Below are 13,102 nucleotides of genomic sequence, written 5' to 3'. Positions count from 1 at the left end.
AAAGCTGTTGCCATCCTAGCGCTGCCATGCAGTACAGTACCGGTACACTTTATCTGGCCACTTCAAGAATTGGCCTGCTCTTATGACCCAGACACTTTCGTCCTTAGCCGATACCGCCGCCTTGTCCCCTGGCGTCAGCCCGCTGGCTGCGGCCGCCTGGGGCTGGCAGCCGGTGCGTACCGGTAGCGCGTCCCTGGTCGAGCAGCTGGTGGCCCATTTCAGCGACCGCATCCGCAACCATGGGCTGCGCACGGGCATGCGCCTGCCGTCGGTGCGGGCGCTGGCCGAGCAAGCGGGGGTGAGCCGCGATACCGTTGTGCAAGCCTATGACCGGCTGGCCGCCCAGGGCCTGGTGCAGTCACGCCGGGGCGCGGGCTTTTTTGTCTGTGCCCAGCGCGCGCTGGCCGAGGCGGCCGCTGCGCCTGCAGTGAGCCTGGCCCAGGGCGCCGCCTTTGACACCCCCTACCTGCTGCGCGGCATCTTCCGCGAGGATGCCGATGGCTCCGGCCACACCGGCAGCGCCGGCTGCCTGCCCGCCAGCTGGATGGACGAAGGCCTGATCAGCGGCGCGCTGCGTGCCATCTTGAAGCAAGGCCTGCGTGCCGAGCGCAGCCTGCTCGGCTATGGCCTGCCCCAGGGCCTGGCGCCGCTGCGCCGCCAGATTGCATCGACCTTGCAGGCGCAAGAGGTGCCGGCCCACCCCGAGACCCATCTGATGACCGTGAGCGGCGTCACCCACGGGCTGGACCTGATCGTGCGCTGCTTTCTGCAGCCCGGCGACACCGTGCTGGTCGAGGACCCGGGTTGGTTCCTGATCTTTGGCCGCCTCAACACCATGGGGGTCAACGTGGTGGGCGTACCGCGCCTGCCCGGCGGCCCCGATGTGCAGGCGCTGCAGGCACTGGCCGCGCAGCACCAGCCCAAGCTCTTCATCCTGAACACCGCCGTGCACAACCCCACGGGACTGAGCCTGTCGGCCGGTGTGGCGCACGAGGTGCTGCGCATCGCCGAGCGGCATGATTTTCTGCTGGTCGAGGACGACACCTACTCCGAATACCTGGGCAATATGCCCTTGCGCCTGGCGGCCATGGACCAGTTGCAGCGCGTGCTGCTGGTGGGCGGCTATTCCAAAACGTTGTCGGGTGGCTTGCGCGTGGGCTATGTGGCGGCGCGCCCCGCGTTCATCCACCGGCTGACGGACCTGAAGCTGCTGGGCGGCCTGACCTCGGCCCTGCCCAGCGAGCAGATCGTGCACCGCATCCTGGCCGATGGCAGCTACCGCAAGCATGTGGACCGGCTGCGCGAGCGCGTGGACAAGGCGCGCCACCGCTGCCTGCGCCAGCTCGAAGCCTTGGATTGCCACGCCGTGCATGAGCCGGTGGCTGGCACCTTTGCCTGGGTGGACTGCGGTATGGACTCTGAATTGCTGGCGCGCCAGGCCACCGAGCATGGCCTGCTGCTAGCGCCCGGTGTGCTGTTTTCACCGCGCCAGGCGCCCTCGACCTTGCTGCGGATCTCCGTGGCCATGGCCGAGCAGCCAGCGGCCTGGCAGACGTTGGCCTTGCTGCTCAAGCGCCACCGGGGCGCTTGACAGCACCGGGCTCAGGCCAGGTCGACCTGCATGCCCACGGCGCGCAGCTTGTCCACCACCTCGTCGATATGCGCCTTGCTGCGGGTCTGCAGCACGATGTCGATCTCGGTGTTCTGCGCGGCCAGCTTGGTGAAGGCGCGCTGGTGGTGCACCTCTTCGATGTTGGCCCCCGCCTCGGCCACGATGGCCGTGATACGCGCCAGCATGCCGGGGACATCGCGCGAGCTGATGCGCAGGCGCGCCAGCCGGCCCGAGCGCACCATGCCGCGCTGGATGATGGAGGCCAGCAGCAGCGGATCGATATTGCCGCCCGACAGCACCAGGCCCACCTTCTGGCCGGCAAAGCGCTCGGGGTAGCGCAGCAGCGCCGCCAGCCCTACCGAGCCCGCGCCCTCGACCAGGGTCTTTTCAATCTCCAGCAGCATCAGCACCGCTTGCTCGATGTCGCTCTCTTCGACCAGCACCAGGTCATCGACGGTGCGGGCCACGATCTCGCGGGTGATCAGGCCGGCCGTGGCCACGGCGATGCCTTCGGCCATCGTCGATACGCCCACCGGCAGATCCTTGTGCTGCACCGCATTGACCATGCTGGGAAAGCGCGAGGTCTGCACGCCCACCACCTGGATGCCGGGCTTGACGGCCTTGGCGGCGGTGGCCATGCCGGCAATCAAGCCGCCACCGCCGACTGCGATCAACAAGGTGTCCAGATCGGGGTGGTCTTCGAGCATCTCCAGCGCCAAGGTGCCCTGGCCGGCGGCGATGTCGGCATCGTCAAAGGGGTGCACAAACACCAGCTTCTGCTCCTCGGCCATCGCGTAGGCATGGATGCGCGCTTCTTCCAGGGTGTCGCCATGCAGCACCACCTCGGCACCAAAGCTGCGCGTGCGCTCGACCTTGACGCCCGGCGTGAAGCGCGGCATCACGATCACCGCCCGCACGCCCAGCTGCTGCGCATGGTAGGCCACGCCCTGGGCATGGTTGCCCGCGCTCATCGCAATCACGCCCCGTGCGCGCTGTTCCTCGCTCAGCTGCATCAGCTTGTTGCAGGCTCCGCGCTCCTTGAAGGCGGCCGTGAACTGCAGGTTCTCGAACTTGAGGTAGACCTTGGCACCCACGATCTGGGACAAGGTATGGGAGTACAGGCAGGGCGTGCGCTCAACCTTGCCTTGGATGCGCTGGGCAGCGTCGCGGATGTCTTGAATGCTGAGCATGGGGTGACTCGCTGAGGTGGGTGGTGGGCGGGCCCGGCAAGGGCTGCCGCTGTTATCGGGGCTGCGAACGTGGGCGCCGTTCAGCGGGCGCTGGGCGGCTGGTAGACATGGTCAAAAAACGCCTGCTCCAGTGCCACGGCGCGGCTGAAGTAGTCTGCCGCCTCGGCACGCGCATCGGGGTCAAGGCTCTCGCCCATGCGGTCCAGCTCGTCGCGCAGCCAGCCCACAAAATCGCGGAAGAAGGCGTTGGCATGCAGGCTGATCCATTCGGCATGTTCAAAGCGCGGCGGCAGGCTCTGGCCGGGCTGGTCAAAACCATCCAGGTACAGGCCTTCGGCCACGCAGAGCACGGCCAGGCAGTTGGCGTATTTCTGGCTGCGGGCGGCCTGCCCCATCAGCGCCTGGAACTGCACCGTGGGCAGGCTCAGTGGCGGCGTCTCGCGCTCCGGCGGGGCCACGTCCAGCGTGTCAAAGCTGCGCTGAAAATAGGTGTTCTCGTCGCTGGTGATCATGGCCGCAAACTGCGCCAGCCGCACCCGGGGCGCAAAGCCGTCGGCGCTGGCGATGGCCGCGCCCAGCAGGGCCACAAACTGGTTGATGAACTGGTAGTCCTGCACCAGGTAGCGGCGCAGCACCGCGTCATCCAGGCTGCCGGCCCGCATCTCGTCGATAAAGCGGTGGTGGATGCAGGCATCCCAGGCGGTCTGGTTCAGCGCTTTGAGCGATTCGGAAAAGCTGGCAGTCATGGTGGGCGGCAGGGGCAGCAAGGGCGAAGAGGGCCATTGTGCCGCAACAGCCTTGTGCCTGGGCAGCGGCCCGGTGGTGCGCTATGATTTTTGCTTATCCCCTTTGCCCCTTCAGCTACCGAAAGACGAGCATGACCTCTGCCATCGACCGCCGCCACGTCGGCGCCCGCCTGTCCGAAATCGCCATCCACAACGGCACCGTCTACCTGGCCGGCCAGATCCCCGAGAACAACCCCGGCGCCGATATCGTTACCCAAACGCAAGAAGTGCTGGGCCATATCGACCGCCTGCTGGGCGAAGCCGGATCGAGCAAGGCCAGCATCCTGCAGTGCCAGATCTATCTGACCGACATCACGGAAATCGGCCAGATGAACAGCGTCTGGGACGCCTGGGTCGCCCCCGGCCACACGCCCCCCCGCGCCACCGTGCAAGCCCTGCTGGGCAACCCGGCCTACAAGATCGAAGTGGTGGTGGTCGCCGCCGTCGAAAAGGCCTGATAGCGCCACCTGGCACTGCCCAGCACGGCGCTGAACGCAGCGCTCCTTGCATACAAGGCCTGTCTTGCAACTTGCATGGCAGGCTTTTTGCTTGTGTCTCCCAGGCTGCACAAGTCGGTGAACGCTCACGGGTAATCCCTGTTCACTGATTGTTAGGTGCTTGGGTACATTTTGCATACAAGAATTTTATAACTTGTATACAAACTCAAAAGGAATGCGTATGCGTCGTTTTGTCAGATCGCTGTTCGGGCAGGTGGTGGTGGCTCTCATCGTGGGGGTGCTCATCGGGCTGCTGGCCCCGGATTGGGCCGTCAAGCTCAAGCCGCTGGGGGATGCTTTCATCAAGCTCATCAAGATGATCATCCCGGTGCTGGTGTTCTGCGTGGTGGTGCATGGCATTGCCGGCGCGGGGGACCTCAAGCGCGTGGGCCGGGTCGGCGTCAAGGCGCTGATCTACTTCGAGGTGCTCACCACCATTGCACTGGTGTTGGGCCTGGTGCTGGCCTTTGTGTTCCAACCTGGTGCAGGCATGAATGTGGACCCGAGCAAGCTCGATGCCTCGGCCATGAGCGCTTACGCCAGCAATGCCGACAAGCTGACCAGCGGCGGCACGGTCGATTTTCTGATGAAGCTGATCCCCACCACCGTGGTGCAGGCCTTCGCCACCGGCGATGTGCTGCAGGTGCTGCTGTTTGCCGTGCTGTTTGGCTGCGGGCTGACCATGCTGGGCGAGCGCGGCGCGCCGGTCAGCCTGCTGATCGACACCCTGTCGCATGTGCTGTTCAAGGTGATGGGCATCATCATCAAGCTGGCGCCGCTGGGCGTGTTGGGCGCCATCGCCTTTACCGTTGGCCAGTACGGCGTGGGCTCGCTCAAGCAGCTGGGCATGCTGGTGCTGCTGTTCTATGTCGCCGTCGCCTTCTTTGTGTTTGTGGTGCTGGGCTTTGCGATGCGGGTCTCGGGCTTTAGCCTCATCAAGCTGCTGCGCTACCTGCGCGAGGAGCTGATGGTGGTGTTCGCCACCACCTCGTCCGACAGCGTGCTGCCCCAGGTCATGGCCAAGCTGCGCCACCTGGGCATCCGTGACTCCACGGTCGGCCTGGTGATCCCCACCGGCTACTCCTTCAACCTCGATGCGTTCTCGATCTACATCACCTTGGCGGCGGTGTTTATTGCCCAGGCCACCAACACGCCGATCTCGATGACCGATCTGCTGACCATCCTGGCCATTGCGCTGGTCACCTCCAAGGGCGCGCACGGCGTGCCGGGCTCGGCGATTGTGGTGCTGGCCGCCACCTTGCATGCCATCCCCGCGATTCCGGCCATCGGCCTGGTGCTGGTGCTGTCGGTGGACTGGTTCATGGGCATTGCCCGCGCACTGGGCAACCTGATCGGCAACTGCGTGGCCACCGTGGCCATTGCGTCCTGGGAAGGCGATATCGACCGCGAACGGGCCCATAAGGTGCTCAATGGCGAGAAACTACCGCAAGACACGGCACAATCGGAGCTGTCTACACCCCACGCCTGAGCCCATGACCGCTGTCAGCCCCACCACCATTGCAGAACGCGTCGTCGAAGCCATCCTCGCGCAGAAGCTCTCCCCCGGGGAGCGCTTGGGGGAGCAGGCGCTGGCAGACAACTTCTCGGTCAGCCGCACCTTGGTGCGTGAGGCGCTGATGCAGCTGCAGGCGCGCGGCTTTGTGCAGGTGCAGCCGCGCCGGGGCTGGTATGTGGTGCAACCCAGCGCCGAGGAGGCACGCGACGCCTTTGCCGCCCGGCGCATCATCGAGGCCGGCATTCTGGAGACTGCCGGCCGCCCCATGCAGCAGGTGATTCGCCAGCTGCGCCTGCATATCGACGAGGAGCAGCGCGCGATCCAGGGCGCCGATGCCGCCACGCGCGCCTTCTTGCTGGCCGATTTCCATGTCTGCCTGGCCGAGAACATGGGCCACCGCCTGCTGGCCGACACCTTGCGCGATCTGACCGCCCGCACCACCTTGGCGGCCACGCTCTACCAGTCCGACCACAGCGCCGAGCAGTCCTGCGCCGACCATGCCAGCATCGTTGCAGCGCTGGAGCGCGGTGATACCGCACAGGCCCGCGCATTGATGCTGGCCCATATCGGCAATGTGGAAGAGGCGCTGGAGACCACGCCGCCGCCGCCCGAAGCCGCGCCCGGCGAGCGCCTGCGTGCCACCCTGAGCCCCGTGCAGCGGTGAAGCCCGAGCGTATGCGGCCGCGCAAGAGCGGCGGCCCGGTCAAATTCCTCAAGCCATCCCAACCCGCAAGCCCCGCAGGTCCGCCCAGGTTGTTGGGCTTTCACAAGCCCTATGGCGTTGTCAGCCAGTTCACGCCCGAGGGGCGCTGGCAAGGCCTCAAGGATTACATTGCCGTGCCCGGCGTCTATGTGGCTGGCCGGCTCGATGGCGACAGCGAAGGCCTGCTGCTGCTGACCAATGATGGCCAGTTGCAGGCCCGCATTGCCGACCCGCGCCACAAGATGGCCAAGACCTACTGGGTGCAGGTCGAAGGCATTCCCGATGCAGCGGCCCTGCAGCAGCTTCGCGACGGCGTGGCACTGAAAGACGGCAAGACCCTGCCCGCCCAGGTACGCATGCTCGATCCCCAGCCTGCGATGTGGCCGCGCCACCCGCCCATCCGCGTGCGCCAGAGCGTGCCCGATTGCTGGATCGAGCTCATCATCCGCGAAGGCCGCAACCGCCAGGTGCGGCGCATGACGGCTGCCGTCGGCCACCCCACCTTGCGCCTGGTGCGCATGGCCATCGGCCCCTACTCGCTCGCTGGCCTGCAGCCTGGCGAGTGGACCGATCTGGCGCTGTAAAAACCGCTGCATCTGGCCGGTTCGCGGTAGCAGTTGTCAGCCCACTGGGCGTCTTGTAGGCCATATGCAAGAATGGCAAATCGCGCCCACCAAGCATGCACAGCCAGCTATGATTTTTGGAGTGCTGAATCCCAGGGGTACGCGCTGCCGTGGTATCCCGATCTGAATACAACCGTTCAAAGGAGACCCGCATGCGCCCCTTGCTCAGCCTCTGCCTTGGCCTGGCCTTTCAACTGACGCAGCCCGCTGCCCACGCTCAAAACATGACCCCTCTCGCCCTGCACCAGGCCGCTGCCGCCAATAACAGCAGCCGCATCCAGCAACTGCTGCAAAACGCGGGCGCCAGCGCCATCGATGCACGCGATGCCCAGGGCCGCACGCCGCTGCTGGTGGCAACCCAGAGCAACCAGGTCGCCGCCGCCAAGGCCTTGATCGATGCAGGCGCCGATGTCAACGCCAAGGACCACATCGAAGACAGCCCCTACCTGTACGCCGGCGCACGCGGCCACCAGGAGATTTTGCAGATGACCCTGGCCCATGGCGCCGATCTGCGCAGCACCAACCGCTATGGCGGCACGGCGCTGATTCCGGCGGCTGAGCGCGGCCATGTCGAGACCGTACGCACCCTCATCAACGCCGGCGTGGAGGTGAACCATGTCAACCGCCTGGGCTGGACGGCGCTGATGGAGGCCATCATCCTGAGCGACGGCGGCCCGCGCCACCAGCAGATTCTGCAGCTGCTCATCGATGCCAAGGCCGATGTGAACCTGGCCGACAAGGACGGTGTCACGCCCCTGGCCCACGCCCGGCAGCGCGGCTACAGCGCCATGGTGCGCATGCTGACGGCGGCCGGCGCGCGCTGATCAAGTCCCCGCTGGGCCGGGCGCAATGGCACCGGCCTGCACCAAAAGCTGCGCGATCCAATCGATGAACACCCGCACCCGGCGCGATACATGCGCCCGGTGCAGATAGAGCACATGCACGGGCAGCGCGGGCGGCGGGTAGGCCTGCAACACTTCCACCAGCTCAGCCGATTGCAGATGCACCTGCACGTCGTAGCGCGGTATCTGGATCAGCCCCAGGCCGGCCAGCGCGCAGGCGATATAGCTCTCCACATGGTTGGCACCCACGGCACCGGGCAGCACCATGCTGTGTTCGGTGCCGCCCTCCACCCATTCCCAGGGCGCGGGGCGGCCGCTGGTGGGGGAGTTGTAGTGCACGCTTTGGTGGCCCGCCAGGTCGGCCGGGCTGCGCGGTGTGCCATGCCGGGCCAGGTAGGCGGGGCTGGCGCAGTTGATGAGCTGCATGCTGCCCAGCGACTTGGCCACCAGGGAGCTGTCGGCCAGCGGGCCCACGCGCAAGGCGCAGTCGATATGCTCCTGCACCAGGTCCACCGCCCGGTCGCTGGAGCCCAAATCCACCTCCAGCCCCGGGTGCTGCGCCAGCAAGGCCGGCAAGGCGGGCGCCACGATCAGCCGCGCCACACGGCTGGGCACATCGATGCGCAAGCGCCCGGCCAGCGCATGCGCCTGCGGGCGAAAGCGCTGCTCCAGCTCCTGCATCTCATCGACCAGGCTGCTGGCACCGTCGACCAGCGCCTGGCCGTCCAAGGTCAGGGCCACCTTGCGCGTGGTGCGGTGGAGCAGGCGCGTGCCCAGGCGGGCCTCCAATTGCTGCACCGCCAGCGACACCGTGGGCCGGGGCAGCGCCAGCTGGTCGGCCGCCTGGGAAAAGCTGCCGGTGGCGGCCACGCGCAAAAAGATGCGCAACAGGTCAATACGGTCCATGGCAGGCCTGCGGCGCAGTCATTGTTAGTAATTTCTGGATAAACATGGAATAAATTCTATATTTATCTTTGTTTTGCGACCAATTACGCTGAACAGCTCTGACCTATCCACAGGAGCTTTTCATGTCCAACCCCCAACACAGCCTGCAGGGCAAGACCGTCTTGATCGCCGGCGGCGCCAAGAACCTGGGCGGCCTGCTGGCCACCGATTTCGTCCAGCATGGTGCCAAGGCCGTCGCCATCCACTACCACAGCGCGGCCAGCAAGGCCGATGCGCTCAAGACCGTGGCAGCGCTGGAAAAACTGGGCGCCACCGCCGTGGCCCTGCAGGGCGACTTGAGCACCGCCACCTCCGTGAAAAAGCTGTTCAGCGATGCCGTGGCCGCCGTGGGCCGCCCCGACATCGCCATCAACACCGTCGGCAAGGTGCTGAAAAAGCCGATGGCAGACATCAGCGAAGCCGAGTTTGACGAGATGGATGCGGTCAACAACAAGGCCGCTTTCTTCTTTCTGAAAGAAGCGGGCAAACAGGTGAACGACGGCGGCAAGATCTGCACCCTGGTCACGTCGCTGCTGGGCGCGTTCACGCCCTTCTATTCGGTCTATGCCGGCACCAAGGCCCCCGTTGAGCACTACACCCGCGCAGCAGCCAAGGAGCTGGGCGCGCGCGGCATCTCCGTCACCGCCGTGGGCCCCGGACCCATGGACACGCCCTTCTTCTACGGCCAGGAAAGCGCCGACGCGCAGGCCTACCACAAGAGCGCGGCGGCACTGTCCCCGTTCAGCCAGACCGGCCTGACCGACATCGAAGACGTGGTGCCCTTTGTGCGCCACCTGGTGAGCGATGGCTGGTGGATCACCGGGCAGACCATTCTGATCAACGGCGGCTATACGACAAAATAAGGGGCGGAGGGCACCGCCCTCCAACCACCACAAGGAGTTGCAAATGCATATGCTCTTGGTCATGCTCACCGGCCTGCTGCTGCTGGCCGTTTTTGCCCTCTTGGGCAAGCTCTGGGGGGCCGATGCGGCCAGCATCATGCTGGCGGCCAAGTACTTCATCCCCGCCTGGCTGGGGGTGGCTCTGGTCAACCTGTGGGTGGGGGTGAACAAGGCCGGCTACACCGTCGCGCAGGAGCTGCCCATCTTGCTGCTCAACTTTGCCGTGCCCGCCGCGCTGGCCCTGGGCCTGATCTGGTGGCTGGGCCGCGCCTGATCGGCGATTGGATAGAACACCACAGTTGCCGCGCTGCAGCATCGAAAACACTGGGCCCGCTGCCTGGCTTGCACTACGCTGGTGCGTTGGAATCGGATGTCTGCAGCGGTTGGTTTGGCTGTTCTTTACAGGCGGTTTCAACGGCCGACAAGGGCCTGCACACGCCGCCTGTTGTGAGCCGTTGACGCGCTTTGCGCACTGTCACAGTGCCGTCATACCGCCCCCGCAGCATCCATCCATTTGCTGATTTACCAACCCTGGGGACAACGGACTATGACAACACACCAACCCACATTTCGCCTGGCCACGCTGGGCGCAGCCATGTGTGCGGCCCTGCTGATGACCGCTTGCGGCGGCGGCGATGACGACCCGAGCTTCAAGACGCTGGACGGCAAGCAGCCCCAGGTGATCGCCCACCGTGGCTACTCCGGCATGTACCCCGAGCAGACCCGCATGGCCTACGAAAAGGCCGCAGACGCCGGCGCCGACATGCTGGAGCTGGACATGCACATGACGCGTGACTGCCAGCTGGTGGCGCGCCACAACGCCTGGCTGAGCGACAGCACCAACATCGCCGACGTGGCCAAGACCAATGCCACCGTGGCGGCCCGCAAGCGCACCACCAAGGGCGTGCTGGTGAATGTGAAATACCCCGCCATCCCCGCCAACGGCCCCAGCCAGTACCTGAGCGACCTGGTCGAGCCGGGCAACCAGAAGTCGGTGCTCAAGGCGCTGATCGTCGATGGCGAAGACCACAGCAATGACTGGTCGATCAGCGACTTCACGATGCAAGAGCTGCGCGACTGGATTGCCGGCACCACCTTGGACAACCGCGCCGACCGCCCTACCGAGTGGAATGGCAAGCTGCCCCTGATCAGCGCCCAGGATGTGATCGACATCGCTGCGGCCAAGGGCAAGTCGCTGGGCCGCAGCATCCCCGTATACGCCGAAACCAAGAACCCCTACTGGAACAACCAGCAGGCGATTGCCAATGGTTGCGGCAGCGGCAGCCACCCCTTTGAAGATGCCGTGATGGCCCTGCTGGAGAAGAACAAGCTCAACAGCAAGGACTCGGCCATCTACATCCAGAGCTTTGACCCCGACAGCCTCAAGTACCTGCGCAAGGCCGGCATGAAGGCCAAGGGCGTGCAGCTGATCGATGGCAATGACTTCGACCTCAAAGATGGCTCGATGGTCTACATCACCACCGATGAATGGACCTTTATCAGCGGCCGCCCCTACAGCTGGACCCTGGCCGGCGATGCCCGCACCTTTGCCGTGATGCAGACCCCTGCCGGCCTGGCCGAGATCAAGACCTATGCCGATGGCATCGGCCCCTGGAAGCCACAGATCCTGGCCCACTCCGTGGTGCCGTTCAAGGAAGGCGCTGGTTTGAAGGATGTCAACACCCTCAAGGACACCGGCCTGATCGCCAACGCCCACAAGGCCGGCCTGATCGTGCACAGCTTCACCTTCCGCAACGAAGCGCGCCGCCTGGCCGGCATCTACAAGGGTGATCCGGTGCAAGAGTTCCTGGCCTACTACCGCCTGGGCATTGACGGCGTGTTCACCGACTTCACCCCCACCGGCGTGAAGGCACGCGATGCCTACATCGCCGAGCTGAAGAACCAGTAAGCACGGGCAGCAGCACCTACCCCCAAGGACGCCTGGCGTCCTTTTTTCATGCCTGCGTCATCGGGCAAAACGCGGCTGGCTGCGCCGCGCCAGCGCCCAGGCCAGCAAGTTGAGCGCCGAGCACATCAGCCAGTAGATGGCACCCACCAGCAAGAACACCTCGGCCGGGTGCACCATCAGCCGTGCATTGACCTGGGTGGACAGAAACGACAGCTCGCCCACCCCGACGATATAGGCCAGCGAGCTGTCCTTGATCAGGGTCACCCACTGGTTCACAAACGAGGGCAGCATCACCGCCAGCGCCTGGGGCAGGATGAGGCTGCGCAGCACCTGCCAGCGCGTCAGGCCCAGCGCTGCGCCCGCATCCCACTGGCCGGGCGCAATGGCCTGCAGGCCCGCTGCCACGCCATGGGCCAGGTAGGCACCACTGACCAGCGACAGCGCGCAAACCACCGAAAAACTACCCGGCACATCGAGCTTGAACAGCACCGGCAGCAGAAAGTAGATCCAGAAAATCAGCAGCAGCACCGGAATGGCGCGCAAAAAGCCCAGCACCACGCGCAGGCACTGCAAGGCCCTGCCGCTGCCCATCACCAACGCAATGCCCAACGCCAGCCCCAGCACGGCAGATAGCAGGCCCGAGATAGCGCTCAGGATCAGGCTCAGCAAGGCACCGCCCGGCGGCCCTTCGGGAAAAGTGCCCACCAGCAGGTAGAGCCAGTCATCGCTCAACGCCGAAAAGTTCATGCGCGCCTCAGCACGGTCTGGCCCCAACGGCGGCGCTGGCCCAGGTGCTGGCTGAGCAGCTCCAGCCCGATGATCAGCACGATGTAGAGCAGGGTCGTCAGGCCATAGACCTGGAAGGACTGGAAGGTCTCGGCCTCCACCTGGCGCGCCCGGTAAGACAGCTCGGCCAGGCCAATCGCCATGCCCAGCGAGGTGTTCTTGACGATGTTCATGTACTGGCCCAGCAGCGGCGAGACGACCCGCGCCAGCGCCTGGGGCAGCACGATATGGCGCAGCAGCTGCCAGCCGGTCATCCCCAAGGACCGTGCTGCCTGGCTCTGGCTGGCGGGCACGCTATTGATGCCGGCGCGCACCTCTTCGCCCACATAAGCGGTGGCATAGAACACCATGCCGATGCAGGCCGAGACAAACTCCAGCGAAGGCCAGCCCAGGCTGAACGGGCCCAGTGCCAGGCTGTGCGCCTGGTTGAGCCAGGCCATCCACGCGGGCGGCAGCAGGCTGGGCACGCCAAAGTACCAAAAGAACAGCTGCACCAAAAGCGGCGTATTGCGAAACACCGATAGATAGCCCAGCGCCAGCCAGCGCAGCGGCGCGAGCGCGGCACTGCGCGCCACCGCAAAGCCAATGCCCAGCACGGTGGACGCCACAATGACCAGCAGCGAGGCCAGCACCGTCGTGCACCAGCCTTCCAGCAGCCAACGCCAGTACTTGCCCGCCAGCAGATGCGGCCACAGGGGCTCCAGCCCCGACATCAAGAGTTGCATAAGCGCCAAAGAGCAATGCCTGTACCCGCAGCTTCACAGCTGCGGGGCCCTGCAGTGCCGAGTCCCT

General features: G+C 65.4%; 14 protein-coding genes. 9 read left to right on the top strand and 5 right to left on the bottom strand.

Annotation, left to right across the window (positions count from 1 at the left end; genetic code table 11):
• The first annotated feature begins 82 nt into the window (after positions 1-82).
• Positions 83-1,591, top strand: coding sequence for a PLP-dependent aminotransferase family protein (locus tag M2375_RS12020; RefSeq protein ID WP_259166995.1), 1,509 nt, complete (start codon positions 83-85; stop codon positions 1,589-1,591).
• Positions 1,592-1,602: 11 nt separating this feature from the next.
• Here M2375_RS12020 and M2375_RS12015 read toward each other — a convergent pair whose 3' ends face one another.
• Both M2375_RS12015 and M2375_RS12010 read right to left on the bottom strand, forming a co-directional pair.
• Positions 1,603-2,802 carry a threonine ammonia-lyase gene (locus tag M2375_RS12015; protein ID WP_259166994.1) on the bottom strand — a complete coding sequence of 400 codons (1,200 nt, stop codon included), beginning with the start codon at positions 2,800-2,802 and terminating at the stop codon, positions 1,603-1,605.
• 80 nt (positions 2,803-2,882) lie between these two features.
• On the bottom strand, positions 2,883-3,548 hold the full coding sequence (locus tag M2375_RS12010) for a TenA family protein (protein ID WP_259166991.1): 666 nt from the start codon (positions 3,546-3,548) through the stop codon (positions 2,883-2,885).
• Between the two features lie 131 nt (positions 3,549-3,679).
• On the opposite strand from M2375_RS12010, the gene M2375_RS12005 reads away from it, so the two are divergent.
• The 5 genes from M2375_RS12005 to M2375_RS11985 all read left to right on the top strand — a co-directional run bounded on the left by M2375_RS12005 (position 3,680) and on the right by M2375_RS11985 (position 7,750).
• On the top strand, positions 3,680-4,045 hold the full coding sequence (locus tag M2375_RS12005; protein WP_259166988.1) for a RidA family protein: 366 nt from the start codon (positions 3,680-3,682) through the stop codon (positions 4,043-4,045).
• A gap of 220 nt (positions 4,046-4,265) precedes the next feature.
• On the top strand, positions 4,266-5,573 hold the full coding sequence (locus tag M2375_RS12000) for a C4-dicarboxylate transporter DctA (protein ID WP_259166986.1): 1,308 nt from the start codon (positions 4,266-4,268) through the stop codon (positions 5,571-5,573).
• 4 nt (positions 5,574-5,577) lie between these two features.
• Positions 5,578-6,264 (top strand): GntR family transcriptional regulator, encoded by a 687-nt coding sequence (locus M2375_RS11995; RefSeq protein WP_259166976.1) that lies wholly within the window; start codon positions 5,578-5,580, stop codon positions 6,262-6,264.
• Between the two features lie 11 nt (positions 6,265-6,275).
• Positions 6,276-6,887: a pseudouridine synthase gene (locus M2375_RS11990; RefSeq protein WP_404979320.1), complete on the top strand. Its 612-nt coding sequence runs from the start codon at positions 6,276-6,278 to the stop codon at positions 6,885-6,887.
• Between the two features lie 191 nt (positions 6,888-7,078).
• A complete protein-coding gene (locus M2375_RS11985; protein WP_259166972.1) occupies positions 7,079-7,750 on the top strand; it encodes an ankyrin repeat domain-containing protein in 672 nt (223 codons plus the stop codon).
• Here the strand turns inward: M2375_RS11985 and M2375_RS11980 are convergent, their stop codons facing one another.
• Positions 7,751-8,674, bottom strand: coding sequence for a LysR family transcriptional regulator (locus tag M2375_RS11980; protein WP_259166970.1), 924 nt, complete (start codon positions 8,672-8,674; stop codon positions 7,751-7,753). It lies immediately after the preceding gene.
• Positions 8,675-8,796: 122 nt separating this feature from the next.
• On the opposite strand from M2375_RS11980, the gene M2375_RS11975 reads away from it, so the two are divergent.
• The 3 genes from M2375_RS11975 to M2375_RS11965 all read left to right on the top strand — a co-directional run bounded on the left by M2375_RS11975 (position 8,797) and on the right by M2375_RS11965 (position 11,524).
• On the top strand, positions 8,797-9,576 hold the full coding sequence (locus tag M2375_RS11975) for an SDR family oxidoreductase (RefSeq protein ID WP_259166968.1): 780 nt from the start codon (positions 8,797-8,799) through the stop codon (positions 9,574-9,576).
• Between the two features lie 43 nt (positions 9,577-9,619).
• Entirely contained in the window at positions 9,620-9,889 is a 270-nt protein-coding gene (locus tag M2375_RS11970) for a hypothetical protein (protein ID WP_259166966.1), read from the top strand.
• Positions 9,890-10,162: 273 nt separating this feature from the next.
• Positions 10,163-11,524 carry a glycerophosphodiester phosphodiesterase family protein gene (locus tag M2375_RS11965; RefSeq protein WP_259166963.1) on the top strand — a complete coding sequence of 454 codons (1,362 nt, stop codon included), beginning with the start codon at positions 10,163-10,165 and terminating at the stop codon, positions 11,522-11,524.
• A gap of 57 nt (positions 11,525-11,581) precedes the next feature.
• Here the strand turns inward: M2375_RS11965 and M2375_RS11960 are convergent, their stop codons facing one another.
• Together M2375_RS11960 and M2375_RS11955 are read right to left on the bottom strand one after the other, a co-directional pair.
• Positions 11,582-12,271, bottom strand: coding sequence for an amino acid ABC transporter permease (locus M2375_RS11960; protein WP_259166961.1), 690 nt, complete (start codon positions 12,269-12,271; stop codon positions 11,582-11,584).
• Complete coding sequence (locus tag M2375_RS11955) at positions 12,268-13,035, bottom strand: amino acid ABC transporter permease (protein WP_259166959.1); 768 nt, start codon at positions 13,033-13,035, stop codon at positions 12,268-12,270. Before M2375_RS11955 ends, M2375_RS11960 begins: the two co-directional genes overlap by 4 nt.
• Between the last annotated feature and the right edge of the window lie 67 nt (positions 13,036-13,102).

The sequence above is a fragment of the Comamonas sp. BIGb0152 genome (assembly GCF_024809975.1).
Lineage (GTDB): Bacteria > Pseudomonadota > Gammaproteobacteria > Burkholderiales > Burkholderiaceae_C > Comamonas.
This window is presented reverse-complemented; position numbering and strand designations above follow the sequence as displayed.

Bases quoted from the DNA above. Each gene is read 5' to 3' on its own strand.
- M2375_RS11960 (WP_259166961.1), bottom strand. From the start codon at position 12,271: ATGAACTTTTCGGCGTTGAGCGATGACTGGCTCTACCTGCTGGTGGGC.
- M2375_RS12010 (WP_259166991.1), bottom strand. From the start codon at position 3,548: ATGACTGCCAGCTTTTCCGAATCGCTCAAAGCGCTGAACCAGACCGCC.
- M2375_RS11985 (WP_259166972.1), top strand. From the start codon at position 7,079: ATGCGCCCCTTGCTCAGCCTCTGCCTTGGCCTGGCCTTTCAACTGACG.
- M2375_RS11975 (WP_259166968.1), top strand. From the start codon at position 8,797: ATGTCCAACCCCCAACACAGCCTGCAGGGCAAGACCGTCTTGATCGCC.
- M2375_RS11965 (WP_259166963.1), top strand. From the start codon at position 10,163: ATGACAACACACCAACCCACATTTCGCCTGGCCACGCTGGGCGCAGCC.
- M2375_RS11980 (WP_259166970.1), bottom strand. From the start codon at position 8,674: ATGGACCGTATTGACCTGTTGCGCATCTTTTTGCGCGTGGCCGCCACC.
- M2375_RS11990 (WP_404979320.1), top strand. From the start codon at position 6,276: ATGCGGCCGCGCAAGAGCGGCGGCCCGGTCAAATTCCTCAAGCCATCC.
- M2375_RS11955 (WP_259166959.1), bottom strand. From the start codon at position 13,035: ATGCAACTCTTGATGTCGGGGCTGGAGCCCCTGTGGCCGCATCTGCTG.
- M2375_RS12015 (WP_259166994.1), bottom strand. From the start codon at position 2,802: ATGCTCAGCATTCAAGACATCCGCGACGCTGCCCAGCGCATCCAAGGC.
- M2375_RS11970 (WP_259166966.1), top strand. From the start codon at position 9,620: ATGCATATGCTCTTGGTCATGCTCACCGGCCTGCTGCTGCTGGCCGTT.
- M2375_RS12005 (WP_259166988.1), top strand. From the start codon at position 3,680: ATGACCTCTGCCATCGACCGCCGCCACGTCGGCGCCCGCCTGTCCGAA.
- M2375_RS12020 (WP_259166995.1), top strand. From the start codon at position 83: ATGACCCAGACACTTTCGTCCTTAGCCGATACCGCCGCCTTGTCCCCT.
- M2375_RS11995 (WP_259166976.1), top strand. From the start codon at position 5,578: ATGACCGCTGTCAGCCCCACCACCATTGCAGAACGCGTCGTCGAAGCC.
- M2375_RS12000 (WP_259166986.1), top strand. From the start codon at position 4,266: ATGCGTCGTTTTGTCAGATCGCTGTTCGGGCAGGTGGTGGTGGCTCTC.